1 protein-coding gene is annotated in these 525 nt (G+C 43.2%); it reads left to right on the top strand.

The annotated features are described in order from the left end of the window. A partial coding sequence (locus R7Q48_RS30830) for an NAD-dependent epimerase/dehydratase family protein (protein ID WP_318134215.1) occupies positions 1 to 525 on the top strand: 525 nt, incomplete at both ends.

Below are 525 nucleotides of genomic sequence, written 5' to 3' on the forward strand. Positions count from 1 at the left end.
GATTTCGTTATTCATGCGGCGAGTAATGCAAGCCCACATCACATCAAACATGATCCTGTTGGGATTATTCAGGCCAACGTTGTTGGAACCATGAATTTGCTTGAGCTCGTTAAAAACAAACGAGTAAAAAACTTTTTGTTCATGTCCACTCGTGAAGTGTATGGAAACTTAGAGAGTCAAGAGCTGATCCGCGAAAGGGACTTTGGCAGCTTTGACCCATTGGACTCAAGATCTTGCTACCCAGAGAGTAAAAGAATGGCTGAGACATTGTTACAAAGCTACGCCATTCAGCATGACGTTCCTTTCACTGCAGTGAGAATCGCTCATTCTTACGGGCCAGGTATGTTCCTAAATGATGGACGCGTGATGTCAGATTTAGTTGGTTGCGTGATAGATAATCAACCAATAGTGCTGAAAAGCGATGGAAGTGCGCTGCGCTCATTTTGCTATGTCACAGATGCTGTATCAGCAATGCTTTTGGTGTTGTTAAAAGGTGAGGTAAATACTGCGTACAACATTGCCAAT

This window comes from Vibrio sp. 378 (genome assembly GCF_033339435.1).